This is a genomic window from Streptomyces sp. NPDC046860, assembly GCF_040645115.1.
In the GTDB taxonomy this organism is placed as follows: domain Bacteria; phylum Actinomycetota; class Actinomycetes; order Streptomycetales; family Streptomycetaceae; genus Streptomyces.
On sequence record NZ_JBEYXQ010000012.1, the window covers coordinates 30,749 to 55,949 of the forward strand.

Sequence of the window (25,201 nt, forward strand, 5' to 3'; positions counted from 1 at the left end):
GAGGGTTCAGGACACGTCGGCGCGCACCGGGTCACCGATCAGACCGTCCGTGCACGACACGTACTTCGGGGTGAACTTCCCCTTGCCGGTGATCGTGCCGGTGATCTTCTCGCCCTTGGCGAGCTTGACCGCGTCGAGCTGGTCCTCGTCCACCGCCAGCTCGGGCGTGTGCTTGCTGCCGGTGGTGTCGGTGATCGAGCAGTACAGCGGGTTCACGTCGACCTGATCCTTGCCGGTGGCGGCGATGGTGAGCGAGACGCTGGTGTAGGCGTCCCCGTCGGCGAGGACGGTCTTCTTGAACGGCGCCGCCTTGGCCGTGATCCGCACCGGACCGGCGGGCGCCGCGGGCTCGGCGCCGCCGTCACCCTCGTCGCCACCGGCGGACTTGGTCGCACCGGCCGCGGGCTTGGCGGAGGCGGAGCCCTTGTCGTCGCCGGAACCGCCGCCGGCCACGGCGGCGATGATGCCGATGAGGACGAACAGGCCGATCACACCGAGGCATCCGAGGCCGATGATCTTGCCCGCGCCGGTCTTCTTCGGCGGCTGCGGCGGGGGTCCCCACTGCTGCGGAGCGCCGGGTCCGGCCCATCCGGCGGGCTGCTGGCCGGGCTGACCGGGTCCGGGCTGGCCGGGCTGGCCGGGCTGCTGCGGGTACTGCGGGTACTGCTGGGTCATGAGTCCCCCCTTGGGTGCGTTTGCGTCGTGCGGGTGTATGACTCACGTAAAGGCGGTGTGGTTGTACGGTGAAGGAAGATCTTTTTCGCGCCCGGCCGGACCCGTACGTCAGGCGGCGAGCGCCTGCCTTGCAAGCAGGACGCCGACAGGACGCGCGAGAGGCCCGTCGCGTGACGCGACGGGCCTCTGATCTGCTGTGGGCGCGGACGGTTTCGAACCGCCGACATCCTGCTTGTAAGGCAGGCGCTCTACCCCTGAGCTACGCACCCGTGGCCCCGGCACGGGGGCCGGAACGAGTCGACAGCCTACCTTGCCTCGGGAGGGGTCCCGCAAACCCCGCGAGGGACGGCGCGACGGTGAACTGACCGGGCCGTGTGTTCGTCTTCAACGGGTGGGAGAATGACACCACCCAGCGCGGACCACGGCACGGGAGAGGGATGTGACGGCGACACCGGGCACGTCAGCAGCGCAGACAGACCCCCACCCGCCGTCCCCCGTGCGTGACGCGCTGACCCTGATGAGCCTCCCCGTGCTCGCCGGGCTGACGCTGGCCGCGGCGTTCGCCGGCGGTGGCACCCGGCGCTGGTTCGGCGGCCGGGCCGAGAGCCAGCGGGCCGAGGCCCAGGCGGCCAAGGACGCGGCGGCGGCCGCGTTCTACGAACTCGACACCGCCCAGCGCGACCTGCGCATCTCCATCGAGACGATCTCCGCCGTCGACGACTCCCCCGCCGCCCGCCGGGCCGTCGCCGACTTCGAGGCGCTGGGCAGGCGCATAGACGAGGCCAGCCACACCTACATCCAGGCCGTCGACGCCCAGGACCTCGACCGCGACGACCTCGACGCCGCCACCGCGAACCGCGCCCGCGGCGAACTGACCTCGGCCAAGGACGAACTGGTCCGGGTCAAAGGGGAACTCGACCGGTTCAGCACCTCCCTCGGCCCCCTTCTGGGCACCGCCGAGACCCAGTTGGCCCGGCTCGCCCCCGCCGTCGAGCGCGCCCGGCAGGCCCTGCTCGGCGCGAGCGAGGCGCTGGACGCCGTACGGGCGCAGCGGCTGCGCGCCGACGATCTGGCCGCCCGCCTCGCCGCCCTCTCCCCCGAGCTGACCAGGCTGAACCAGGGCGCCGGACAGCACGGCGTGACGGCCACGCTGGAGCGGGCCGAGCGGGTGCAGCGGGAGGCCGGGGCGATCCGGGCGGAGGCCGAGCGGCTGCCGGAGCGCGCCGTCGAGATCGACCGCCGCCTGTCCAGCCTGAGCACCCGCGCGCAGGCCCTCACCACCCGCAGCGGCCAGGTCGAGCCGGTGCTGAGCGAGCTGCGGCGCCGGTTCACGGCCGCCTGCTGGCAGGACCTCCAGCACGTGCCCGAGCAGGCCGCCGAGAACGTCCGCCAGGCCGAGGGCAAGCTGGGCGAGGCCCGCGCCGCGCGGGAGGCCCAGCGCTGGCCGGACGCCACCTCGCTGCTGTCGACGGTGCGGGCCCTGCTGAACACCACCGACGACGCGGTGTCGGCCGCCGGTGACCGGCTGACCCGGCTGAACGCGGTGCAGAAGGACCCCCGGCAGGAGATCGAGCGGACCCGGTTCGCGCTCCGCGACGCCCAGCGGCTCGCCATGACGGGCCGTACCGCGCCGGAGCCCCGGCACGCCCGCCCGCTGGACGACGCGGTGGCCCGGCTGGACCGGGCGGTCGCCGGTCTGGACAGCGGCCGCCACCCCGACTACTGGCACTTCCTCACCGAGACCGAGGCCGTGCGGAGCACGGTGGCGCGGGTGGTCGCGCAGATCCGCGAGGAGCGCGGCGGCCCCGGTCAGTGAGCCGGCGCCCGGTCGCCCGGGCGGACGGTCCCGTGTTGCCGGTGGGTGCGGCGCTGGTGAGTATTGAGGGGTACGGGACGGCTTCGCACGCGCCCCCGAGGAGGCGACATGGCCGCACAAGCAGTGCATTCGCGCGGCAACCGGCCCAGCCGGCACCGCACCGTGCTCGACGAGCACCTGCCCGTCGACCACCGGCTGAACCTGGTCTACCGCATCGGCGCGGGCCTGATCGGACTGTTCCTGCTCGTCTTCGGCATCCTCGGCGTGGTCGGCCACATCGGCGCCTTCAACGTCGGCAGCGACACCGTGGCGGGCCTGAACACCAACGGCGCGCTGAGCGTGCTCTCCATCTGTGTCGGCGTGATCCTGCTGGCGGGCATGGTGATCGGCGGCAACTTCGCCTCGACCCTGAACATGGTCTTCGGCGTGCTGTTCATCCTGAGCGGCTTCCTGAACCTGGGCCTGCTGGACACCGAGAACAACTTCCTGGCGTTCAGGATCCAGAACGTGTTCTTCACGTTCATCGTCGGCCTGCTGCTGATGACGTTCGGCATGTACGGCCGCGTCGGCTCGGCCCTCCCGCACGACAACCCCTACTGGCGCTCCCGGCACCCCGAGGCGGAGCACGAGCAGCCGGCCCTCACCACCCCGGACAAGCGCGCCGTCACCGGGCCGGACACGAAGTCCGGGTGACACACCCTCCCGGCGAGGTCCCCGGCGGCTAACCTGTGCGCATGCCTCGCTACGAGTACCGCTGCCGGACCTGCGGCGACACCTTCGAACTCAGCCGCCCGATGGCGGAGTCCGCCGATCCCGCCGCCTGCCCCGAGGGCCACGACGACACCGTGAAGCTGCTGTCGGCGGTCGCCGTGGGCGGCTCCTCGGCCGCCCCGGCCCCCTCGGGCGGAGGCGGCGGATGCTGCGGAGGCGGCTGCTGCGGCTGAGCGGGACATGAGAACGGCACCGGACAGACGTCCGGTGCCGTTCTCGCTTCAACCGCTCTCGCTTCGCCCCGTACTCGCTTCGACCCGAGCCGCTAGGCGGGCAGCCGTGCCGGGACCACCGCGCCCCGGGCCGCCCGCAGGAACTCGCGGGTGATCCGCTCCCCCGCCAGCACTCCCCGCTCGGCCACCTCGCTCACCGCCGGGGCGGTCCACCCGCTGTCGGCCAGCTCGCCGTGGCCGGGCCGCCAGCCGCGGCCGGCGGCCAGCAGCAGGTCGGCGTCCAGGTGCGAGTCACCGGCCGCGAGCGTCAGCTCCGCCCCGGTGCGCCGGGCCACCTCGCGCACCGCCGCGCCCTTGGTGAGCGGACGCGGGACGGCGTAGATCTTCCGGCCCTGGAGCGACACCGTCCAGCCGCGTTCCGCGGCCCACCCGGCCAGCTCGGCGACCCAGTCCCCGGGCAGCCGGTCGCGCTCGACCACCAGGTAGGCGAAGAGGTCCTCGGCCACCCGCTGCTTGCGCAGCCAGGCCGGGTCCGTGGTCCGGCGCAGGTGGCCGGTGATCTCCGCGAGCGGCGCGCACTCGTCCGCCAGCCGGGCCAGCACCGAGGCGTGCCAGTCCTCGTCCGTGACCCCGTCGACCAGCAGATGGCCGCCGTTGGCGCAGATCGCGTAGCGGGCGGGCGGTCCCGGCAGGCTGATCCGCTCGTACTGGGCACGCGTCCGGGTGGTCGTCGGCACGAACACCGCGGCCTCCGCCAGTTCGGTCAGCAGCGCCGCGGCCGTCTCCGTCATGAAGGACAGCGGGCGGGACTCGTGCACCTCCACGCACAGCAGCCGGGGCGCCAGCGCGTCCGGCATGGTCAGCGCGAGGGCGCCGGCCGAGTAGATCAGGGTGCGGTCGAGGTCGCTGGCCACCAGTACCGGCATCAGACGTTCACCGCCCGGCCGTCGGCGCCGGTGGCACCGCGGGTGTACTTGGGGTGGATCAGCCCGACGCAGGTGTACGGCAGGCCGTCGACCTCCTCCACCGGCACCCCGCGCTGCTCGGCGAGGAGCCGCACGTGGTCGAGGTCGGCGCCCGCGCCCGCCTTGGCGAGGATCTTCCACGGCACCCGGCGCAGCAGCACCCGCGTGGTCTCGCCGACGCCGGGCTTGACCAGGTTCACGTCGTGGATGCCGTACTCCTCGCTGATCCGCTCCACGGCCCGCCAGCCCTCCCAGGTCGGCGCGCGGTCCCCGGCGAGCAGCTCCTTGACGTCCGCGTCCACCTCGTCGCGCACGTCGGGGAAGTGGCCGGAGACGGTGTCGAGGAAGGCCGTGGACACGTCGGCGTCGGCGAGTTCGCGGTAGAACTTCGCGCCGTGGAAGTCGTGCGGGCCGACCAGGTCGGCACGGAGCACGGTGCGCGATATCAGGCCGGAGACCGTGGAGTTGAGGCAGGCGGAGGGGATGAGGAAGTCGTCGCGGGTGCCGTAGGTGCGCACGCAGGAGCCGGGGTCGGCGAGGACGGCGATCTCCGGGTCGAAGCCGGTGACGCCCTCGGCGCGCTCGAACTCCTCAATGGCGGCGGCGAGTTCGCGGGTGATGGCGCCCTTGCCGGTCCAGCCGTCCACGAACACGACGTCGCGCGGGTCGTGGTGGGCGGCGAGCCAGCGCAGCGCGTTGGCGTCGATGCCCCGCCCCCGGACGATAGAGACCGCGTAGTGCGGCAGCCGCAGTCCGTACCGCTGCTCGGCCCAGCGGCGCATGAGGACGCCGACGGGCGTCCCGGCGCGGGCCAGGGAGACGAGCACCGGGCGGGCGGACCGTTCGGTGAGGACGGTCTCGGTGACCACGCCGACCGCGCGGGCGATCCGGGCGGCGGAGGTGTCCAGGGCGGCGTGGAACAGCGCCTGGTAGCGCTCGCTGGGCTGGTACTCCACCGGCAGCGACTCCGCGTAGTGCGCGCCGCCGTTCTGCACGGCCTCCTCGCGCTCCTCGGTCGGCGCCTCCAGGCTGACCGCGGAGAGGTCCTGGAGGAGCCAGCCGACCTCGTCGGGCGCGTAGGAGGAGAAGGCGGGGCCGCGGAGGGGCTCGGGCAGCATGGCCGGCCTTTCGAAGGGGCGGGGCTCGGGGGTGTGCGCGGGCACGACCGCGAGCAGGACGTGCGGGGCGTGCTCCGCGAGGCGGGCCAGGAGGCCGTCCCCGGCGTGCAGCAGGGGGGTGTCGGCGGCGGAGTCGACCACGGCGACGACGGTGTCGAAGCCCGCTCCGGCGACGTTGTAGGCGTACCGCTCGCCGGGGCCGTCCGCCGGGTCGTCGTGGGCGGGGAAGGCCAGGCGGGTGCGTATCGCGTAGCCGGGGTCGTCCACGGGGAGGACGGGTGAGCGGGTGGTGGTGGAGTAGCGCACCTCGGCCAGGACGGTCCGCTCCAGCTCGGCCGCGAGCCGCAGCGGGGCGTACATCAGCTCCTCGCAGCCGAGGACGAGCACCCTGCGGGCGCCCTCGGGCAGCGCGCGGGCGATCCGGGCGGCCATGGCGGGCAGCGCCTCCTCCAGCCGGGCGCGGTGCGCGGGGGTGAAGCCGTGCCGTCCGCCGTCCGGCACGCCGTCGGGCCAGTCCAGCCCGATCCGCGTCACCTCGCCGCGCGGCGCCGGGCCGGGGCCGGTGTCGGCGCGCTCGTGCTCCGCGACCAGCGCCTGCCCCTTCTCCAGCACGCCGTCGGGCAGCCGTACGGTGCCGGAGGCGGCGGCGACCAGGTCGACGCGGGCGCCGATCTCGGCGGCGAACCGGTCCAGCCGGGCGGCGTCCTCGGCGGAGCGCATGTCCACCAGGGCGACCACGACGTAGCGGCGCCGGGGGTGGCGGGCGTGCAGCTCGCGGATGGTGTTGAGGACCGTGTTGCCGGTGGAGAACTCGTCGTCCACCAGCACCAGCGGGCCGTCCCCGGCCAGCAGCGCCGGGTCGCCGGGGAGCAGCAGGTGGGAGGTGGCGTGGGAGTGGGACTCCTCGAAGCCGCCGGCCGGGGTGAGGCCGGCGACCGGGCGGCGGGTGGAGTGCAGGTACGGGGCGAGGGCGAGGCCGTCCGCGACCGAGTGGCCGAGGCCGGTGGCCGTCTCCGCGTACCCGAGGACGACCGCCCGGGCCGCCTCCGCGTCCCCGAGCAGGGCGCGGACCCGGTGGCCGAGCCGGAGGCCGTGGCCGTGAACCACGGCGGGCGACTGCGGGACGTGCTTGCCCAGCACCCGGGAGACCAGCAGATGGGCCCGCTTGGGGTTGCGGCGCAGTGCCAGCCCCAGCAGGTCGGTCAGCTGCTCGTCGCCCTCCAGTTCGACACCGAGCCGCCGGGCGACCCAGGTGCCGGACCAGACGCCGTCGTTCACTGCGTTCTTCATGCGTTCCTTGCGGGTTCGGGGAGGGGTGGGGGCGGCTCAGCCGGTCACGCCGGCGGCCAGCAGGTCGACGAAGCCGATGTCCTCGTTGGCCACGCCGAAGACCTCCGCGCGCAGCAGGGTCCGCTCGGCCCAGGCGCGGTGCGGCTTCACTTCGTTCATCTTGTTCGTGTACGCGGACCTGAGGACGCCGCCGCCGTCGCTGTCCGGCCGGAGGATGTCGGCGGCGTCGCTGAACTCCTCGTGGCTGACGACGGACAGCGCGTGCACGGGCAGGACGTGGGAGGGATGGATGCAGGTCTTGCCGAGCAGACCGTTGGCCTGGTCCAGGGAGATCTCCCGCAGCAGGCCGTCCATGGCGTGTTCGATCAGCTTCTCGCGCAGTTCGACGGCGCGCACCTCCAGGAAGGGGCTCGCCCGCAGCTGCGGCTTGAAGACGCGCTCGGGGACCCGGAAGTACTCCCACACCGGTCCGGTCACGGTGAATCCGCTGCCGTCGGCGCGGGCCAGCATGTTGACCACGTCGGCGATCACGGAGGCCACGATCTGGACGTCGTACGCGGTCATGTCGGGCGCCCGGCGCAGCCCGTAGGAGGAGCAGAAGTCGGTGACGCCCAGGCGCAGTGCCAGCACCCGCTCGCGGTACTTGCCGACCGCGCGGGCGATGCCCTCCAGGGTCTCCACGCGGGACTCGCGGTACAGCAGCTCGGGCGACTCCAGCACCGGCATGGCGAAGAGCCGGTGCCCGCTCGCGGTCTCGGCCGCGCTCAGCGCCTCCAGGAAGGGGACGCCGCGCTCCTCGGTGAACTTGGGCAGCACGAATCCGGACAGCAGCCGGGCGTGGGGGCCCAGGCGCCGCACGAGGTCGGGGATCTGCCCGGGGGTGCGCACCCGGACGAACAGCAGCGGCGGCTCGGCTCCGGTGCGGGCGCACAGCGCGTCCAGCTCGGCGAACTGGCGGACCAGGTTCTCCTCGCCGGCGGGCACGTCCTCGTCGGCGATGGAGTCCTCCAGGCAGAGCACCATCGAGACGACGCCGTTCCCGGTCTGTTTCATGATGTCGGCGGCGAGCCGGGGCCGGGTGGCCGGGCTGTACAGGGTGGCTCCCAGGGCCGCGGAGAGCAGCCGCGCCGGGGAGTCGGCGGTGAAGGCGCAGGGCTCCTGGTGGAAGAGACGCTCCCGCGCTTCGGGGGCGATGTGCCCGAAATGACGCATAGGACTCCCTCAAGGCGCGCCGAGTCTGTGATTTCCGCAAAGGGTGGCCGGTAATAGTACGTAGAGACCCATGTCAGGGGTTCCCGGCCGGCATGAATTTCCGGTTACCCGCCCGTGTCGGACAGAACACCCCCCGCATTGTCGTGACCAGGACCGAGAAGGCAGGATGACCGCATGACGCACGCGATGCTGAAGGGGTCGAACGTCCCGCTGGACGCCGCCACGGTACGGGCCGTGCTGCGCTGGGCGCCGGGACAGGACGTCCCGGAGGTGGACGCCTCGGCGCTGCTGCTGGACTCCGAGGGCCGGGTGCGCTCGGACGAGGACTTCGTCTTCTACAACCAGCCCCGCCACCCCTCCGGCGCGGTGTGGGCGCTCGGACGCAAGCCGGTCGCCGAGGGGCTGACCGACGCCATCCAGGTGGACCTGGGCGGTGTGGAGCCCGGTGTGCACCGCATCCTGCTGGTGGCCTCCGCCGACGACGTCCCCTTCGACCGCGTCCCGTCGCTGAGCGTGCTGCTGTACGACGCCTCGGCTGCCGACGCCGAGGCGCTGGCCCGGTTCGAGGTGAAGCCGGAGACCGGCGCGGAGACGGCGCTGATCTGCGGCGAGCTCTACCGGCGCGGGGACGCCTGGAAGTTCCGCGCGCTGGGTGAGGGCTACTCCAACGGGCTGGAGGGGCTGGCCACGGACTTCGGCATCTCGGTGGACGAGGCGGAGGCCGCGGCCGAGGAGCCGCGCCGCCAGGAGTCCCTGTCGGTGCCGCTGCCTCCGGAGCAGCCCCCGGCGCTGCCGCCGGTCCCGTCCCAGCCGCCGGCCTACGGCTACCCGCAGCCCGTCCCGGCCCAGGCGCCCGCGTACGGCTACCCGCAGCCCGCCTCGGCGAGCCCGGCCACCTACGGCTACCCCCAGCCCGACATCACGCAGGCACCGCCCGCCTACGGCTACCCCCAGCCGCAGCCGGTGCCCGCGTCGGCCCCGCTGGACCCCGACTTCCGGCTGCCTCCGCAGGGCCCGCAGTTCCTCGGCCGCTGACGCCGCCGGGGCGCGGTCACCGGTCCGCCTTGGACTTGTACCCGCGCCCCCAGGTGAGCCCCCAGCCGTACAGCCGGTCCAGTTCGCCCTGGAAGCCGTAGACGAACTTCACCTCGCGGCGCACGATCAGCTCGTCCTTGACGTTCTCCATCAGCACCACCGCGCACGAGCGGGCCTGCGGATGGCGTTCGTCGAGGCCGATCTCGATGCGCGGGCCGTTGCTGGGATAGAGCGTGACCACGGCGTGCGTGCGGTCGAAGGCCGGGGTCTGGTCGTAGATGTAGACGAAGACCAGCAGCCGCTTGATGGCCTCCCGGTGGTCGAGGTTCACGTACATCGTCTCGCCCGACGCCGAGCCGAACCGGTCGTCGCCGCTGAGCTTGACGTACGGCGGCGCGTTGACGTCGCCGAGATAGCCGCCGAGGGGCTGGACGACGCCCTTGGTGCCGTCGGCGAGTTCGTACAGGCAGCCGAGGTCCAGGTCGACGTTGACCATGCTCTGGCCGTGCCCCTGCACTTCCGGGGGTTTCAGGGCCTTGAACGGGTGCCGGAAGAGGCTGTCGCGCTGGGGGCCGCCGAGGTCGGAGGTGCGCATCCGCCAGGTCAGGTTGACCCGCAGGTTGCCGGTGGCCGCGCCCTGCCTGGTCAGGGACACCTGCTGGTGCCGCTTGGTCAGTTCGATCGCGTTGGACCCCGAGCTGCCCGAGTCGAAGTCGGCGGCGCGGCCGCCCAGCAATCCGTCGAGGAATCCCATTCCCGCCCCCCTGGTCCCCTGCTCCGCCACTCGTCCGTGAAAGCCGTCGGGGCGGCCGACCCGAGTCGGCCGCCCCGTTCGAAGCGTTCCTCGCCGGGCGGGGTGCCACACCCCGCCCGGTCCCCGATCTTGCCCCTAGGGGTCGGATCAGGGCACCGCGCACGCCGCCGGCGTCAGACGCCGGAGGAGACCTGGGTCTTCTCGCTCGACCCCGAGTCGCCGCCCTCGGCGGCCAGCGCGCGGTTGCGGCGCACCGAGGACCAGAAGGACCAGGCGATAAGGACGACACCGACCAGGCCGGTGATCACCTCGTTGATCTCGTACTGGATGGTGACCATGAGGATCACGGCCAGGGCGCCGATCGCGTAGTGGGCGCCGTGCTCCAGGTAGACGTAGTCGTCGAGGGTGCCCTGGCGGACCAGGTAGACGGTCAGCGAACGGACGTACATCGCGCCGATGCCGAGGCCCAGCGCCATGAGGACGATGTCGTTGGTGATGGCGAAGGCGCCGATCACACCGTCGAAGGAGAAGGACGCGTCCAGCACCTCGAGGTAGAGGAACATGAAGAACGCGGCCTGGCCGGCCAGCTTCACCGCCGAGCGGGGTTTGCCGGAGCGGGCGGCCTCCTCCTCGGCCTCGTGTTCGGCCTCCTCCTCGGCCTCCAGCTTGTCCTCGAAGTACCCGGAGAGACCGCCGACGACCATGTACGTGATCAGACCGGCGATGCCCGCGATCAGGACCGTCTGGGCCTTGTCGACATGGGCGCCGCCGTGCTGGTGGGCGTGGGTGGCGAAGGTGAAGGAGGTGATCAGCAGCACGACCAGGGCGATGCAGACCGACAGCATGTCGACCTTGCCGAGCTTGGCCAGCGGCCGCTCGATCCAGCGCAGCCACTGGATGTCCCGGTCCTCGAAAATGAAATCGAGAAAGATCATCAACAGGAACATGCCACCGAACGCGGCGATCGCCGGGTGGGCGTCGGTGACCAGTTCCTGATACTGGTCCTTGTTGTTCAGCGCGAGATCGACGGCCTCGATCGGCCCCATCTTGGCGGTGACGGCGACGATGACGACGGGGAAGACCAGCCGCATGCCGAAGACGGCGATGAGCACGCCGACCGTGAGGAAGATCTTCTGCCAGAAGGCATTCATCTTCTTCAGGATTCCGGCGTTGACCACCGCGTTGTCGAAGGACAGCGAGATCTCGAGGATGGAAAGGATCGCCACGATGCCGAAGCCCTGCCACCCCCCGTAGAAGACCGCCGCGACCAGGCCGAGCGCGGTCACCGCGAACGACCAGCCGAAGGTTTTCAGAAGCACTGGCTACCCCATCATCTTCCGGGGGTCCCGCCCAGACGTGGTCCTGGGAAGGATTACCCCGCGCCGTACCCGGCTTTACGAAACGTTGACTCCGAAGTCTAGAGCGATGCCCCGAAGTCCGGACGCGTACCCCTGTCCGACCGCACGGAACTTCCATTCGCCCTGATACCGGTAGAGCTCGCCGAAGATCATGGCCGTTTCGGTGGAGGCGTCCTCGCTCAGGTCGTAGCGGGCGAGTTCCTGGTCGTCGGCGCGGTTGACCACGCGGATGAACGCGTTGGAGACCTGGCCGAAGGACTGGCCGCGGTCGTCGGCGGCGTGGATCGACACCGGGAAAATGATCTTCTCGCACTGGGGCGGGACCCGGGAAAGGTCCACAAGAATCGATTCGTCGTCGCCGTCGCCCTCACCGGTGAGGTTGTCGCCGGTGTGCTCCACCGAGCCGTCCGGGCTGGTGAGCTGGTTGTAGAACACGAACCACTCGTCGCCCAGCACCCGGTTCCCCGCGCCGCACAGCAGGGCGCTGGCGTCCAGGTCGAAAGGGGCGCCGGTGGTGGAGCGGGCGTCCCAGCCGAGCCCGATCATGACGTCGGTGAGATTCGGTGCGGCCTTGGAGAGGGAGACATTGCCTCCCTTGGCGAGCGTGACACCCATGCTGCGTTCCTCCCCTGTGGTGTTCCCTGTTCTCCTGCGCTCCCCGGCCCCGCCCAAAACCCCCGGACGCCGCCCGCGAGGGCGGGCGGCGCCGGACAGGGGGTCGGTCCGCCGGCGTCAGACGTTGACGCCGAAGTCCTGGGCGATGCCGCGCAGGCCCGAGGCGTACCCCTGGCCGATGGCGCGGAACTTCCACTCCGGGCCGTTGCGGTACAGCTCGCCGAAGACCATGGCCGTCTCGGTGGAGGCGTCCTCGCTGAGGTCGTAGCGCGCCAGTTCCTGGCCGCCGGCCTGGTTCACGACGCGGATGAAGGCGTTGCGGACCTGGCCGAAGGACTGCTGGCGGTTCTCGGCCTCGTAGATCGAGACCGGGAAGACGATCCGCTCCACGTCGGCCGGGACGCCCGCGAGGTCCACCTTGACCTGCTCGTCGTCGCCCTCGCCCTCACCGGTGAGGTTGTCGCCGGTGTGCTCGACGGAGCCGTCGGGGCTCTTGAGGTTGTTGAAGAAGACGAAGTGCTGGTCGCTGGCCACCTTGCCGGCGCTGTTGAGCAGCAGCGCGCTGGCGTCGAGGTCGAAGTCGGTGCCGGTCGTGGTGCGCACGTCCCAGCCCAGACCGACGATGACGGCGGTCAGGCCGGGAGCCTCCTTGGTCAGCGAGACGTTGCCACCCTTGCTGAGGCTGACTCCCACGGGTCCTCCATGTGGTGTCCTGGGGCCCGGAGCCCCGTCGTGCATCGGATACGGGATCAACGTGCCGATCCTAGTGACGGGTTCCCGCGAAGCGCGGGGCCGCTCACAGGGTGTCGAGCGCCTTGACGTAGTCGGTCAGGTCGCGGGCGTCGGGCAGGCCGTTGACCACGGTCCAGCGCACGGTGCCCGTCTTGTCGATGATGAAGGTGCCGCGCACCGCGCATCCCTTGTCGTCGTCGAAGACGCCGTAGGCGCGGCTGACGTTGCCGTGCGGCCAGAAGTCGCTGAGCAGCGGGTACTCCAGGCCCTCCTGCTCGCCGAAGACGCGCAGGGTGTGCATGGAGTCGTTGGAGACGGCGAGCAGCTGGGTCTCGCGGTCGGTGAACTGCGGAAGGTTGTCACGCAGCTCGCACAGCTCTCCCGTGCACACGCCGGTGAAGGCGAAGGGGTAGAAGAGCAGCACCACGTTCTTCTCGCCCCGGAAGTCGGAGAGGCGGACGGTGCGGCCGTGGTTGTCCTTCAGTGCGAAGTCGGGGGCCTCGTCGCCTGCCTTGATCGTCATCGTCCTGCATCCCTTCGCCGGCCTGTACGGGTGAGCGCGGGTCACTCCCCCGGTCCCACCCTACGCAGCGGCCACGCCGGGACCGCCGGGCGGACCGGGGAGTCCCGGCCCGTCCGGCGCGGCGATGACGCGTCTTTCCAGCGCTTGCTAGCGCTTGCCGGACTTGGCGGCCTTCGGCGTCGCCAGACGCGAGCCGCTCCAGTCCTTGCCGACACTGACGCTCTTCGAAGCGGTCAGCCCTGCGGTGTTTGCAGCCTCCGAGATGTCGCTCGGCTCCACATACCCCGAACGGCCGGTCTTCGGCGTCAGAAGCAGGATGGCGCCGCCCTCTTCGATGTACGTGGTGGCATCCACGAGTACATCGGTGAGGTCTCCGTCGTCATCACGGAACCACAGCACAACGGCGTCGGCCACGTCGTCGTATTCCTCGTCCATCAGGTCGCCCTGGACGGCTTCCTCGATGGCCTCGCGGAGCTCCTGATCGACGTCTTCGTCGTAGCCGATCTCCTGGACCACCTGTCCGGGCTGGAACCCCAGCCTGGCGGCAGGGTTCGTCCGCTCCTCCGCGTGGTCCGCGGTCGCGCTCACGGGTTGCCTCCTGATCATGTCTTGGTGAATATCTCAGCCACGCGCGTGCGCGAAGCATTGGCCGTAGTCCACACGGGCGGGGCGGATCGCGCAAGTACCCGGCCGTCCTGACCGCCGAAACGGTGACTTTCCGGGCCGCTCCGCCGTCTCTCCTGGCACCGTATCCCGTTTCCCGAGGAACCACATCACACCGATGTGCCCCTTATGCGCGCTTCGGAATCATCCACGGTTACGCCCATCGAACATTTTTGCCATGCCCGTCACACCCCGGGCGTATCGTTGCGATTTGACCGGTGGAGGTCCCGGCGGCGGGGGACGCGGGGGAACGAAGTGAACCAGTGGATGACGTACCGCGTTCCCCAGGTACACGATGGGGAACGGTGTAGGCAGGTCCCTCCGACAGGTAAGGAACAGCGTGGCTTCCGGTTCCGATCGCAATCCGATCATCATTGGCGGCCTTCCGAGTCAGGTTCCTGACTTCGATCCCGAGGAAACGCAGGAGTGGCTCGACTCCCTCGACGCCGCTGTCGACGAGCGCGGCCGGGAACGGGCCAGGTATCTGATGCTGCGGCTGATCGAGCGGGCGCGCGAGAAGCGCGTGGCCGTGCCCGAGATGCGCAGCACGGACTACGTCAACACGATCCCCACCAAGAGCGAGCCGTTCTTCCCCGGCAACGAGGAGATCGAGCGCCGCATCCTCAACGCGACCCGCTGGAACGCGGCCGTGATGGTCTCGCGCGCCCAGCGCCCCGGCATCGGCGTCGGCGGCCACATCGCCACCTTCGCCTCCTCGGCCTCCCTGTACGACGTGGGCTTCAACCACTTCTTCCGGGGCAAGGACGGCGGCGACGGCGGCGACCAGGTCTTCTTCCAGGGCCATGCCTCGCCGGGCATCTACGCCCGCGCGTACCTGCTCGACCGGCTCACCGAGAACCAGCTCGACGGCTTCCGCCAGGAGCACTCGAAGTTCCCGGACGGCCTGTCCAGCTATCCGCACCCGCGCTCGATGCCCGACTTCTGGGAGTTCCCGACCGTCTCCATGGGCCTCGGCCCGCTCGGCGCGATCTACCAGGCCCGGATGAACCGCTACATGGAGGCGCGCGGCATCGCCGACACCTCCGGCTCCCACGTCTGGGCGTTCCTCGGCGACGGCGAGATGGACGAGCCGGAGTCGCTGGGCCAGCTCTCCATCGCCGCCCGCGAGGGGCTGGACAACCTGACCTTCGTGGTCAACTGCAACCTCCAGCGGCTCGACGGGCCGGTGCGCGGCAACGGCAAGATCATCCAGGAGCTGGAGTCCCAGTTCCGGGGCGCCGGCTGGAACGTGATCAAGCTGGTGTGGGACCGGAGCTGGGACCCGCTGCTGGCCCAGGACCGGGACGGCGTGCTGGTCAACCGGATGAACACCACCCCGGACGGCCAGTTCCAGACGTACGCCACCGAGTCCGGCGCCTACATCCGGGACCACTTCTTCGGTGACGACCACCGGCTGCGGGCCATGGTCGAGAACATGACCGACGACCAGGTCCTGCACCTGGGCCGCGGCGGCCACGACCACCGCAAGATCTACGCGGCGTTCAAGGCGGCCAAGGAGCACAAGGGCCAGCCGACGGTGATCCTGGCCAAGACGGTCAAGGGCTGGACGCTGGGCCCCAACTTCGAGGGCCGCAACGCCACCCACCAGATGAAGAAGCTGACGGTCGACGACCTCAAGGGCTTCCGCGACCGGCTGCACCTGCCGATCTCCGACCGTGAGCTGGAGTCCGGCGCCCCGCCGTACTACCACCCGGGCCGGGACTCGGAGGAGATGCAGTACATGCACGACCGGCGCAAGTCGCTCGGGGGTTACGTCCCGACGCGCGTCGTGCGCTCGGAACCGCTCGCGCTGCCCGACGAGAAGGCGTACGCGAGTGTGAAGAAGGGGTCGGGCCAGCAGTCCATCGCCACCACGATGGCGTTCGTGCGACTGCTGAAGGACCTCATGCGGGACAAGGAGATCGGCAAGCGGTTCGTGCTGATCGCGCCGGACGAGTACCGCACGTTCGGCATGGACTCCTTCTTCCCGAGCGCGAAGATCTACAACCCGCTCGGCCAGCAGTACGAGTCGGTGGACCGGGAGCTGCTGCTCGCCTACAAGGAGTCCCCGACGGGCCAGATGCTGCACGACGGCATCTCCGAGGCGGGCTGCACGGCCTCGCTGATCGCGGCGGGCTCGGCCTACGCCACCCACGGCGAGCCGCTGATCCCGGTGTACGTCTTCTACTCGATGTTCGGTTTCCAGCGCACCGGCGACCAGTTCTGGCAGATGGCCGACCAGCTCTCGCGCGGTTTCGTCCTGGGCGCGACCGCCGGCCGCACGACCCTGACCGGTGAGGGTCTCCAGCACGCCGACGGCCACTCCCAGCTCCTGGCCTCCACCAACCCGGCCTGCGTGGCCTACGACCCGGCGTACGGGTACGAGATCGCGCACATCGTCCAGGACGGGCTGCGCCGGATGTACGGCGGCGACGAGCAGCACCCGCACGGCGAGGACGTCTTCTACTACCTCACCGTCTACAACGAGCCCATCAGGCACCCCGCCGAGCCGGCGGACGTGGACGTGGAGGGCATCCTCAAGGGCGTCCACCGGCTGCGGGAGGGCTCGGGCGGCTCGATCCCGGCGCAGATCATGGCGTCCGGTGTCGCGGTGCCCTGGGCGCTGGAGGCGCAGCAGATGCTCGCCGACGAGTGGAACGTCCGGGCCGACGTCTGGTCCGCGACCTCCTGGAGCGAGCTGCGCCGGGAGGCGGTGGCCTGCGAGGAGCACAACCTGCTGCACCCCGAGGAGGAGCAGCGGGTGCCGTTCGTGACGCGGAAGCTCGGCGGGGCCGAGGGGCCGTTCGTGGCGGTGTCGGACTGGATGCGGTCGGTGCCGGACCAGATCGCCCGCTGGGTGCCGGGGCCGTACCAGTCGCTGGGCGCGGACGGGTTCGGGTTCGCGGACACGCGCGGCGCGGCCCGGCGGTTCTTCCACATCGACGCGCAGTCGATCGTGGTGGCCGTGCTGACCGAGCTGGCGAAGGAGGGGAAGGTCGACCGGTCCGTGCTGAAGCAGGCCATCGACCGGTACCAGTTGCTCGATGTGAAGGCGGCGGCGCCCGGCGCGGCCGGCGGCGACGCGTAGGGCCTTGTCATGCCGACGCGCGACCACCGTTCTGCTTAGGTGGTCGCGCGTCAGCGGGTTCGCCGTGGCTGGTCGCGCGGTTCCCCGCGCCCCTGAAAAGCCACCCGTCACCCGGAACCTAGATGTGCCCCACTCCCGCGCCCGCCTCGGCGTTCTCGCCCCGGCGGGTCAGGAGGGCCACCAGGATGGCGACCGCCGCTACGCCCGCCGCCACCAGGGAGGCGAGGCTCATGCCGGAGATGAAGGTGTCGTGGGCGACATCGGTGATCTTGGTGATCAGGGGTGCGGGCATGCCCTTGGCCACCGGGGCCACGCCCACCTGGACGGCCTGGGACGCCTGGTCGAGCTGAGTGGGGGTCAGCGGGGGCAGGCCCGCGCCGGTCCAGTTGCCCGGCAGGTCGTTGTCGACCTTGGAGGCCATGACGGCGCCCAGGACGGCGGTGCCGAGGCTGCCGCCGATCTGCATGGCCGCCTGCTGGAGGCCGCCCGCGACACCGGAGAGCGCCATCGGGGCGTTGCCGACGATGACCTCGGTGGCGCCCACCATGACCGGGGCGAGACCGAGGCCGAGCAGGGCGAACCAGACCGACATGGTCGCGCTGCCGGTGTCCGCCTCCAGGGTGGACATGCCGTACATGGCGACGGCGGTGAGGGTCATGCCTCCGGCGAGCGGGACGCGCGGGCCCAGCTTGGTGATGGCGAAGCCCGCCAGCGGGGAGCCGACGATCATCATGCCGGTGAGCGGGAGCAGGTGCAGACCGGCGTCGACCGGGCTGAGTCCGTGCACGTTCTGCAGGTAGAAGGTGACGAAGAACAGGCCGCCCATGAAGGCGATGGCCATCAGGACCATGAGCACCACACCGGCCGACAGCGGGACCGAGCGGAACAGGGTCAGCGGGATCAGCGGCTCCGCGACCTTCGTCTCCCACCAGGCGAAGACCACGAAGAGCAGCGCCGAGGCGCCGATGAAGCCCCAGGTCCGGCCGTCGCCCCAGCCCCACTCGGGGGCCTTGATGAGCGCCCAGACCAGGCAGAACATGGCGCCGGAGAGCAGCGCGATGCCGGGCAGGTCGAAGGAGCGCGGGGCGTTCTCCGCGCGGTGGTCGAGCAGGATCAGCGTGCCGAGCAGCAGGGCGAGCAGGCCGACGGGCACGTTGATGAAGAACACCGACTGCCAGTTGACGTGCTGGACCAGCACGCCGCCGAGGATCGGGCCGCCGGCGGTGGAGGCGCCGATGACCATGCCCCAGATGCCGATCGCCATGTTGAGGCGCTCGGCCGGGAAGGTGGCCCGCAGCAGGCCGAGGGCGGCCGGCATCAGCAGCGCGCCGAACAGGCCCTGGAAGACCCGGAAGGTGACCACCATCGGGATGCTGTGGGACAGGCCGATGGCGCCCGAGGCGAGGGCGAAGCCGGTCACGCCGATGAGGAAGGTCTGCCGGTGGCCGAAGCGGTCACCGAGCTTGCCCGCGGTGATCAGGGCGACCGCGAGGGCGAGGAAGTAGGCGTTGGTGATCCACTGCACGTCGGAGAAGCTCGCGTGCAGGTCCTTGGCGATGGCCGGGTTGGCGATGGCCACGATGGTGCCGTCGAGGGCCACCATCATGACGCCGACGGCGACGGTGATCAGGGTGAACCAGGGGTGGCCGCGCAGGCCCGCGGGGGCGGGCGGCGGCGCGTCGGTGGGCGACCCGTCCTCCGGTCCCGTCTTGTCGATGGTGGTCTGACTAGTCATGTAATGAGGCTAGTGACAGTCACTGACACTTGACAAACGGGTTCACCCGCCGACGGGCTGGACCGGGCACCCCTGCCGGAACGCATAGGCTGACCGGGAAGGACGTACAGGGAGAGGCCCATGGAGACGCTGCGCGAGCGCAAGAAGCGGCGTACCCGCGAGGCGCTGGTCCGCGCCGCGCTCGAACTGTTCACCACCCAGGGGTACGAGCGCACCACCGTCGACGAGATCGCCGAGGCGGTCGACGTCTCGCAGCGCACCTTCTTCCGCTACTTCGCCGGCAAGGAGGACGCCGCCTTCGCCGTGCAGGAGATGACCGAGGCGCACTTCGTGGCCGCCGTGCGCGCCCGGCCGCCGCACGAGCCGCCGATGGAGGCGCTGCGGCAGGCGGTCCTGGAGGGCTGGGACGAGATCCGGGAGACCGTCGAGTCGATGGTCCCGGTCGAGCTCTACCTGCGCATGTACCGCATGATCGAGACGACGCCCGCGCTGCTCGCCGCGCATCTGCGCCGTTCGGCGGCGACCGAGCAGACCATCGCCCGGCTGCTCGCGGAGCGCGAGGGCGTCGACGTGGACACCGACCCCCGGCCGCGGCTGGCCGTGGCCGTCTTCGCCGGGGTGATACGGGTCACCGAGCGGCAGTGGAGCACCGGCGACGACTTCAGCCTGTCGGCCATCCGGGGGCTCACGGCGGCCTACCTCGACCAGGTGGGCCCGGCGTTGACGGGGAACTGGCGCGCGGCCTGAAATCGTTGGCGGATCACGGGAGATCGTTGTGGAAGATCGTCCGTGAAGCGGCCCCCGGCACGCGAAACGTGATCCCCGCCACTCGATTGCCCCGAGACCCTTCCGTTCTCCTAGTGTGTCCTCCCAGTGACTTCCTTCGGCACCTCTCCCCAGCTCAACGTATGGCGCGCACTGCTGGCGCTGGCCGTCGTGTTCGTGATGCTCGCGATCACCGGCTGGACCGCCCTGCACACCCACCGCGAGTCGGCCGCGCTGCGGTCGTCCCTCTCCGAGTGGGTGCGCGACAGCGTCCACGGCAAGCCCCTCCCGGACCCGGCGAAGACCGCCCCGGACGGGCTGGCCCGTTTCTTCGGCTCGCTCTCCGCCCGGGACCGCCATGACCTGGCGACGCGTTACCCGCTGGCCGTGGGCAACATGAACGGCGCGCCCGTGTCCCTGCGCTACGAGGCCAACAGAGTGGCGCTCGAACGGGAGCGGGACGTGGAGTCCCGGCGCATGGACGACAACCGGCTCAGTACGGCCGGCCAGCAGGACGCCGCCCGCCGGATGCACCGGTACGAGGCGCTGATGAAGCCCGAGCGGCACATCCTCGCCTTCGACCCCGAGGGCTCCGGCCGCATCGCCGAGGTCTTCGGCGACCTGCGCCACGCCGACCGGATCTCCGTGGTGGTGCCCGGCGTCGACACCGACCTGCTCACCTTCGAGAAGTCCTACCGCCCCTACAGCGCCCCGGTCGGCATGGCCAAGGCGCTCTACTCCGCCGAGCGGCGGGCCGCGCCCTCGACCCGTACCGCCGTGATCGCCTGGGCCGACTACACCGCGCCCGCCGGGCTCGGCGTGGACGCGGCGACCGCGATGCGCGCGTCCGACGGGGCGGTCCGGCTGAACGCGATGCTGCGGGGGCTGCCCGGCCGGGCCGAGGTGTCGATGTTCTGCCACAGCTACGGCTCGGTGGTCTGCGGGGTCGCCGCGCCCGGCATGCCCGGCCGGGTCAGCGACATCGCGGTGGCCGCGAGCCCCGGCATGCGGGTGGCCAAGGCCGCGCATCTGAACCCGACCGCCCGGGTGTGGGCGATGCGGGACGCCACCGACTGGGTGCAGGACGTGCCGTACCTGGAGGTCGGCGGGCTCGGGCACGGAGCGGACCCGGTGTCCGGCGCGTTCGGCGCGCGGGTGCTGTCCTCGCGCGACGCGCGGGGCCACGCCGGCTATTTCCAGCCGGGCACGGACAGCCTGCGCAACCTCGCCGAGGTCGGCGTGGGGGCGTACGGCGCGGTGACATGCGCCCGCGGCGAGAAGGCGTGCCGGGCCGGGGTGCCGGACGCGCCCGCCGCGGGACGCGCGTAGAAACAGCAGGAAGTGCGGTCGGCGCGGGTGGCGACGGAGGGACATGTGCCGCATACGATGAGCCGCATGGGTGACGTACTGGCGGGTTTCCATGCCGTCTGGGAGTTCGAATCCGACTCCGTGCTCATCCGATACGAACGGGGGATACGCACACCGAAACTCTTCCAGGCACTCGGTGAACGGCGGGTGCCGCTCGCCGCGCTGGAGGGCGTGAGCCTGGCCGAGGGCAGACGGGGCACGGTCGTGCTGCGGCTGAAGCCGCGCGCCGGAGCCGACCCTCTGCTGGAGGCGGCGGCGGGCCAGCTGCCCGAGGGGCTGGACCCGTACCGGCTGGTCATGCCCGCCGAGCGGGAGACCCTGGCCGAGTACTACGCCGACGAGCTGAAGGCCGCGCTGACCGGGACCGGTCCCGCCGACCGCCATCTGATCGACGCCCCCGAGGCGCCGCGCAGGTTCAAGGCGTACGACGGCAAGGCGTCCTTCGACGGCACATCGGTGCGTTTCCGCTGGTCGTGGACGGGTGCGTCCACCGCGAAGTGGAAGGCGGGCGACCAGAGGTTCGCGGTCGCGGACCTCGGCGGGGTGGAGTGGCGCTCACCGGAGGCGTTCGAGGGGTACCTGCGGCTGCTGCCGAACGACACCGCGGGAGCCGCCGCGCCGGTGCCGCCCGACCAGGACGCGGCGACCGTGGTCTTCGGGCTCGGGTACGGCCCGGTGCACGAGTCGCTGCCGTTCGCGGCGGCCGTCCTCGCGGCCGTGCGGACCCGGGGAGCGGTACCGGCCGTGACCGCCGCGCCGGCCGCGCCCCGGCGGGACCCGGCCGACATCGCCGAGCGCATCCGCCATCTCGGTGAACTGCACCAGGCCGGTCTGGTGACCGACGAGGAGTTCACCGCCAAGAAGGCCGAGCTGCTGGCGGAGCTGTAGGGGCCCGCGGCCCTACCCCTCCCGGCCCGCCGAGGTGAACGTCATGTCGGCGTACCGGTCCCCCGCGACCCGCCCGGCGATCGGCTCCAGCAGGGCCAGCTCCTCGCCGGTGAGGACGAGGTGGGCGGCCCCGGCGTTCTCGGTGACCCGTTCCGCCCGGCGGGTGCCGGGGATCGGCACGACCGTGAGGCCGTGCACCGCCGCCCGCTGGTGCGCCCAGGCCAGCGCGACCTGGCCCGGGGTGGCCCCGTGGGCCTCGGCCACCTGGCGCACCGGCTCCAGCAGGGCCGCGTTGGCGGCCGCGTTGTCCCCGGTGAAGCGGGGCTGGGACCGGCGGAAGTCGTCGGCCGTCAGCTCCTTGGCCGCGTCGGTGAAGGCGCCAGTGAGGAAGCCGCGGCCCAGCGGGGAGTAGGGCACCAGGCCGACGCCCAGCTCGCGGGCGGCCGGAACCACCTGGGCCTCGATGTCCCGGCTGAACAGGGACCACTCGGACTGCAGGGCGGCGATGGGATGGACGGCGTGCGCGGCGCGCAGCTCGGCGGCCGTGACCTCGCTCAGTCCCAGGTGCTTGACCTTGCCCTCGCGGACGAGGTCGGCCATGACGCCGACGGTGTCCTCGAGGGGGATGTCCACATCGCGGCGGTGCATGTAATAGAGGTCGATCACGTCGACGCCGAGCCGCCGGAGGCTGTCCTCGACGGACTGACGGATGTAGGGGGCGTCGTTGCGGATGATCCGCTTGCCCGGGTCGTCCGGCGGGATGGACAGGGCGAACTTGGTGGCGACGACCACCTCGTCGCGGTGGGCCTTGAAGAAGGGGGCGAGGAACCGCTCGTTCTCGCCGGCGCCGTAGGCGTCCGCCGTGTCGTACAGCGTGACACCGAGTTCGAGGGCGCGTTCCAGAGCGGCCCGCGACTGCTCGGCGTCGGCCGGGCCGTAGCCGAAGCTCATGCCCATGCAGCCCAGGCCCTGGACTCCCGTCTCGGGGCCGGTCCGGCCCAGGGTCACGGACGGCAGCGTGCGGTCGGTCATCGGGTGGTCCCCTCCGTGGCGTAGAAACCGATCTTCAGGTCGAGCACGGCGAGCGTGTCCCGCAGTTCGTCGATGCGGGTGAGGACGTCCCGGCGCGTCGACTCCAGCAGCTCGCGCCGCTCCTCGTAGGTGCTCTGCCCCTGCCGCACCAGTGCCGCGTAGCGGACCATGTCGGCGACCGGCATGCCGGTCAGCCGGAGCTTGGTCACGAAGACCAGCCAGTCCAGGTCGCGGTTGGTGTAGCGGCGCTGGCCGGTGTGCGAGCGGTCGACGTGCGGCATCAGTCCGATGCGCTCGTACCAGCGCAGGGTGTGCGCGGTCAGTCCGGTGAAGGCGACGACCTCGCTGATCGTGTACGGGTCCTGCCCGTCGGGCCTCGGATGAGTCGGGGCGGGGCCGGAGCAGAGATCCCGGCCGGGAGCCGCCGCTTGCGTCGTCTGCATCACCGTCATGGCCTCAACGCTATGGCCTTGGAGCGCACTCCAGGCAAGCGGAATCGGGCAGAAATGGCCAGGACGGGGGCCGGGGCCGGGGCCGGACGCTAGGGCCTGTCCGGCATGAGTCTCGTACGCCGGGCCGTGCCCGAGGATGCGCGGGAAGTGCTGCGCCTGCGCCAGGTCATGATCGACGCCGTCTCCGGGGGCGACGCGGGGACCTGGCACGAGGAGTCCCTGTCCGGCCTGCGGGCCCGGCTCGCCGACCCGGACGGCACGTTCGCCGCCTTCGTGGTGGACCACCCGGAGCGGCCCGGGGCGCTGGCCGCGCTCGCGGCGGGGACGGCCGAGTACCGGATCGGGCGCGAGTCCAACCCGCGGGGCGTGGTCGGCTTCGTCTGCAGCGTGGCCACCGACCCCGGGACCCGCCGCCGGGGCTACTCCCGCCGTTGCGTGGACGAGCTGCTGGCCTGGTTCCGCGGGCGGGGCGCCCGGCAGATCCAGCTGACCGCCTCCGCCGAGGCCCGCCCGATGTACGAGGCGCTGGGGTTCCGGCCCAAGCCGGACCCCTTGATGGAGCTGCGGCTGTGACCCGCATAGGCTCCCTGGCATGTCGTTGCAGAGCCTGGCGCTGACCGAGAACTGGCCCGTCCCCACCGCCGCCGCGGGTGTCGTACGAGCCGACGGGACCGTCCTCGGTACCCACGGCCCGGACGGCCACCGCTTCCCGCTGGCCTCGGTGACCAAGCCGCTGGCCGCCTACGCGGCGCTGGTGGCGTACGAGGAGGGTGCCGTCGAGCTGGACGAGCCCGCCGGGCCGCCCGGGGCCACGGTCCGCCATCTGCTGGCGCACACCTCCGGGCTGGCCTTCGACGAGCACCGCACGATGTCCGCGCCGGGTGAGCGGCGGCTGTACTCCAACGCCGGTTTCGAGCAGCTCGGCGACCACATCGCCAAGGCCGCCGACATCCCCTTCGCGGAGTACCTGCGCCAGGCGGTGCTGGAGCCGCTGGGCATGACCTCGACCTCGCTGGAGGGCTCGCCCGCCAAGGACGGGGTGTCCACGGTGGCGGACCTGCTGCGCTTCGCGGCGGAGCTGCAGGCGCCCCGGCTGCTGGACCCGAGGACGGTCGCGGAGGCGATGACCGTGCAGTACCCGGGCACCAAGGGCGTGCTGCCGGGGTACGGGCACCAGAACCCCAACGACTGGGGCCTCGGCTTCGAGATCCGGGGCGGCAAGTCCCCGCACTGGACCGGGAGTTCCTCCTCCCCGCGCACCTTCGGCCACTTCGGCCAGTCCGGCACCTTCCTGTGGGCCGACCCGGACGCGGGGGTCGCCGCCGTCGCCCTCGCCGACCGGGCCTTCGGCCCCTGGGCGGTCGAGGCGTGGCCGGCGCTCACGGACGCCGTGCTGGCCGAGGTCCGCGGCTAGGCGCCCATCTCCCACAGCAGCAGCTCGGCCGCCGTCACCCCGGTCGCCGAGAGCCCCTCGGCGCCGGTGATCCGGGCCGAGTCGCCGGGGCCGAGCGTCTGTCCGCCGAGCTCGGCCTCGCCGCGCACCACATGGACGTAGAGGTGGGCCGCGTCCGGGACCGCCGTGCGCTCCCCGGCCGCCAGCCGCCGCACGTGCAGCATCGCGCCCGCCCCGGGCAGGGCGTACGGGGTGGAGTCGGCGATCCCCGGCACGACCTCGTAGGACGGCTCGCCGCCCGGCTCCAGCGGGGCCAGCCACATCTGCACGAAGGTCAGCGGGGCGGCGCGGTCGTTGCGCTCGACGTGCCGCACGCCCGCGGCCGCGCTCAGGTGCTGCACGTCGCCGGGGCGGACCACGCTCTCGTGGCCGGCGGAGTCGCGGTGGGTCAGCTCGCCCTCGACGACCCAGGTGACGATCTCGGTGTGGCTGTGCGGGTGCTCGTCGAAGCCGGCGCCGGGCGCGAGCCGCTCCTCGTTGCAGGCGATCACCGCGCCGAAGCGCAGGTTCCCGGGGTCGTAGTGCGGCCCGAACGAGAAGGCGTGCCGGGACTCGATGCCCGCCTCCGGGTCTCCTCCGCGGTAGCGCTCGGCCGCGCGCCGTACCTCCATCACGCACCCCACGGTAATGCGCGCGGCGCCCGTGCCGCAGGCATGTACCGGCCGGTGCGGAGGCGCTGGACGGACCCGGCGGCACATGCGCGCGTCCCGATAAGGCAGT

Annotated in this window: 24 protein-coding genes and 1 tRNA gene; 10 read left to right on the top strand and 15 right to left on the bottom strand. The window is 71.8% G+C overall.

The genetic code is table 11. The features are described 5' to 3' along the window. Positions 1-6: 6 nt before the first annotated feature. Both ABZ898_RS18775 and ABZ898_RS18780 read right to left on the bottom strand, forming a co-directional pair. Positions 7-675, bottom strand: a complete 669-nt coding sequence (locus tag ABZ898_RS18775; RefSeq protein ID WP_361659651.1) for a hypothetical protein — start codon at positions 673-675, stop codon at positions 7-9. 197 nt (positions 676-872) lie between these two features. Beyond that, positions 873-944, bottom strand: a tRNA-Val gene (locus tag ABZ898_RS18780). Between the two features lie 248 nt (positions 945-1,192). On the opposite strand from ABZ898_RS18780, the gene ABZ898_RS18785 reads away from it, so the two are divergent. From ABZ898_RS18785 to ABZ898_RS18795, 3 genes are all read left to right on the top strand, one after another. Next, the gene (locus ABZ898_RS18785) at positions 1,193-2,491 is read left to right on the top strand and encodes a hypothetical protein (protein ID WP_361659654.1); all 1,299 of its coding nucleotides are present in this window, start codon (positions 1,193-1,195) and stop codon (positions 2,489-2,491) included. A gap of 108 nt (positions 2,492-2,599) precedes the next feature. Further along, a complete protein-coding gene (locus ABZ898_RS18790) occupies positions 2,600-3,184 on the top strand; it encodes a DUF4383 domain-containing protein (protein ID WP_361659656.1) in 585 nt (194 codons plus the stop codon). A 41-nt stretch (positions 3,185-3,225) separates the two neighbouring features. After that, positions 3,226-3,435, top strand: a complete 210-nt coding sequence (locus ABZ898_RS18795) for a zinc ribbon domain-containing protein (RefSeq protein ID WP_361659659.1) — start codon at positions 3,226-3,228, stop codon at positions 3,433-3,435. Between the two features lie 92 nt (positions 3,436-3,527). Here the strand turns inward: ABZ898_RS18795 and ABZ898_RS18800 are convergent, their stop codons facing one another. The 3 genes from ABZ898_RS18800 to ABZ898_RS18810 are packed head-to-tail and all read right to left on the bottom strand — an operon-like array spanning position 3,528 to position 8,020. Then, on the bottom strand, positions 3,528-4,361 hold the full coding sequence (locus ABZ898_RS18800; RefSeq protein ID WP_361659661.1) for an HAD family hydrolase: 834 nt from the start codon (positions 4,359-4,361) through the stop codon (positions 3,528-3,530). After that, positions 4,361-6,808, bottom strand: a complete 2,448-nt coding sequence (locus ABZ898_RS18805; protein ID WP_361659664.1) for a phosphoribosyltransferase — start codon at positions 6,806-6,808, stop codon at positions 4,361-4,363. Before ABZ898_RS18805 ends, ABZ898_RS18800 begins: the two co-directional genes overlap by 1 nt. Before the next feature lie 36 nt (positions 6,809-6,844). After that, a complete protein-coding gene (locus ABZ898_RS18810; RefSeq protein ID WP_361659667.1) occupies positions 6,845-8,020 on the bottom strand; it encodes an HpcH/HpaI aldolase/citrate lyase family protein in 1,176 nt (391 codons plus the stop codon). A 174-nt stretch (positions 8,021-8,194) separates the two neighbouring features. Here ABZ898_RS18810 and ABZ898_RS18815 point away from each other — a divergent pair, with 174 nt between their 5' ends. Next, positions 8,195-9,055: a TerD family protein gene (locus ABZ898_RS18815; RefSeq protein ID WP_361659669.1), complete on the top strand. Its 861-nt coding sequence runs from the start codon at positions 8,195-8,197 to the stop codon at positions 9,053-9,055. A gap of 16 nt (positions 9,056-9,071) precedes the next feature. On the opposite strand, the gene ABZ898_RS18820 is transcribed toward ABZ898_RS18815, so the two are convergent. The 6 genes from ABZ898_RS18820 to ABZ898_RS18845 form a co-directional block, all read right to left on the bottom strand. Further along, a complete protein-coding gene (locus ABZ898_RS18820) occupies positions 9,072-9,809 on the bottom strand; it encodes a Tellurium resistance (RefSeq protein ID WP_361659672.1) in 738 nt (245 codons plus the stop codon). 173 nt (positions 9,810-9,982) lie between these two features. Continuing rightward, positions 9,983-11,128, bottom strand: coding sequence for a DUF475 domain-containing protein (locus tag ABZ898_RS18825; protein ID WP_361659676.1), 1,146 nt, complete (start codon positions 11,126-11,128; stop codon positions 9,983-9,985). A 75-nt stretch (positions 11,129-11,203) separates the two neighbouring features. Next, positions 11,204-11,782 (bottom strand): TerD family protein, encoded by a 579-nt coding sequence (locus tag ABZ898_RS18830; RefSeq protein ID WP_361659679.1) that lies wholly within the window; start codon positions 11,780-11,782, stop codon positions 11,204-11,206. 117 nt (positions 11,783-11,899) lie between these two features. Beyond that, positions 11,900-12,475: a TerD family protein gene (locus tag ABZ898_RS18835; RefSeq protein ID WP_361659682.1), complete on the bottom strand. Its 576-nt coding sequence runs from the start codon at positions 12,473-12,475 to the stop codon at positions 11,900-11,902. Positions 12,476-12,578: 103 nt separating this feature from the next. Beyond that, positions 12,579-13,037 (bottom strand): peroxiredoxin, encoded by a 459-nt coding sequence (locus ABZ898_RS18840; protein ID WP_361659685.1) that lies wholly within the window; start codon positions 13,035-13,037, stop codon positions 12,579-12,581. 147 nt (positions 13,038-13,184) lie between these two features. Beyond that, on the bottom strand, positions 13,185-13,625 hold the full coding sequence (locus tag ABZ898_RS18845) for a DUF3052 domain-containing protein (protein ID WP_361659687.1): 441 nt from the start codon (positions 13,623-13,625) through the stop codon (positions 13,185-13,187). A gap of 415 nt (positions 13,626-14,040) precedes the next feature. Here ABZ898_RS18845 and aceE point away from each other — a divergent pair, with 415 nt between their 5' ends. Then, the gene (aceE, locus tag ABZ898_RS18850) at positions 14,041-16,788 is read left to right on the top strand and encodes a pyruvate dehydrogenase (acetyl-transferring), homodimeric type (protein ID WP_361659690.1); all 2,748 of its coding nucleotides are present in this window, start codon (positions 14,041-14,043) and stop codon (positions 16,786-16,788) included. A 118-nt stretch (positions 16,789-16,906) separates the two neighbouring features. On the opposite strand, the gene ABZ898_RS18855 is transcribed toward aceE, so the two are convergent. Beyond that, positions 16,907-18,523: an MFS transporter gene (locus ABZ898_RS18855; RefSeq protein ID WP_361659693.1), complete on the bottom strand. Its 1,617-nt coding sequence runs from the start codon at positions 18,521-18,523 to the stop codon at positions 16,907-16,909. 120 nt (positions 18,524-18,643) lie between these two features. On the opposite strand from ABZ898_RS18855, the gene ABZ898_RS18860 reads away from it, so the two are divergent. The 3 genes from ABZ898_RS18860 (at position 18,644) to ABZ898_RS18870 (ending at position 21,544) form a co-directional block, all read left to right on the top strand. Then, positions 18,644-19,270, top strand: a complete 627-nt coding sequence (locus ABZ898_RS18860; RefSeq protein ID WP_361659696.1) for a TetR family transcriptional regulator — start codon at positions 18,644-18,646, stop codon at positions 19,268-19,270. 126 nt (positions 19,271-19,396) lie between these two features. Continuing rightward, entirely contained in the window at positions 19,397-20,617 is a 1,221-nt protein-coding gene (locus tag ABZ898_RS18865; RefSeq protein WP_361659699.1) for an alpha/beta hydrolase, read from the top strand. Between the two features lie 66 nt (positions 20,618-20,683). Next, positions 20,684-21,544, top strand: coding sequence for a DUF4429 domain-containing protein (locus ABZ898_RS18870; protein WP_361659702.1), 861 nt, complete (start codon positions 20,684-20,686; stop codon positions 21,542-21,544). 12 nt (positions 21,545-21,556) lie between these two features. On the opposite strand, the gene ABZ898_RS18875 is transcribed toward ABZ898_RS18870, so the two are convergent. Beyond that, positions 21,557-22,576 carry an aldo/keto reductase gene (locus ABZ898_RS18875; RefSeq protein WP_361659705.1) on the bottom strand — a complete coding sequence of 340 codons (1,020 nt, stop codon included), beginning with the start codon at positions 22,574-22,576 and terminating at the stop codon, positions 21,557-21,559. Further along, entirely contained in the window at positions 22,573-23,028 is a 456-nt protein-coding gene (locus tag ABZ898_RS18880) for a MerR family transcriptional regulator (protein ID WP_361659708.1), read from the bottom strand. The genes ABZ898_RS18875 and ABZ898_RS18880 overlap by 4 nt, the downstream gene beginning before the upstream one ends. A gap of 105 nt (positions 23,029-23,133) precedes the next feature. On the opposite strand from ABZ898_RS18880, the gene ABZ898_RS18885 reads away from it, so the two are divergent. Together ABZ898_RS18885 and ABZ898_RS18890 are read left to right on the top strand one after the other, a co-directional pair. After that, the gene (locus ABZ898_RS18885; protein WP_361659711.1) at positions 23,134-23,601 is read left to right on the top strand and encodes a GNAT family N-acetyltransferase; all 468 of its coding nucleotides are present in this window, start codon (positions 23,134-23,136) and stop codon (positions 23,599-23,601) included. A gap of 19 nt (positions 23,602-23,620) precedes the next feature. Then, a complete protein-coding gene (locus ABZ898_RS18890; protein WP_361659714.1) occupies positions 23,621-24,442 on the top strand; it encodes a serine hydrolase domain-containing protein in 822 nt (273 codons plus the stop codon). Here the strand turns inward: ABZ898_RS18890 and ABZ898_RS18895 are convergent. Then, a complete protein-coding gene (locus tag ABZ898_RS18895) occupies positions 24,439-25,092 on the bottom strand; it encodes a pirin family protein (protein ID WP_361660106.1) in 654 nt (217 codons plus the stop codon). The two genes, ABZ898_RS18890 and ABZ898_RS18895, sit on opposite strands and share 4 nt — an antisense overlap. Positions 25,093-25,201: the final 109 nt, after the last annotated feature.